Genomic DNA, 263 nt, shown 5'->3' on the forward strand with positions numbered 1-263 from the left:
TGAATGGCGAGTGTTTTCAACAGTTTTTGGACTGGCTATCTCAACAATTAGGTGGAGATTACGCTATTTTACAGGTTGACCAAGCACCTGCTCATACAAGTTCAAAACTCCGTTGGCCAGAAAATATTATTCCTCTATTTCAACCACCTTCAGCCCCTGAACTCAATCCCATTGAAAGGCTTTGGCAGCTCCTCAAGAAACCACTCAAAAATCAACTTTTCTCTTCTTTACAGACTTTACGCGATCGCATCCAAGAAATATTT

1 protein-coding gene is annotated in these 263 nt (G+C 40.7%); it reads left to right on the forward strand.

Features of this window, described 5'->3' with window-relative positions; genetic code table 11:
* Window positions 1–263 (forward strand): transposase (locus GNF10_RS37595; RefSeq protein WP_185607545.1); only part of this gene is annotated, 263 nt, incomplete at both ends.

The organism is Nostoc sp. UCD121 (assembly GCF_014222285.1).
Lineage (GTDB): Bacteria > Cyanobacteriota > Cyanobacteriia > Cyanobacteriales > Nostocaceae > Nostoc.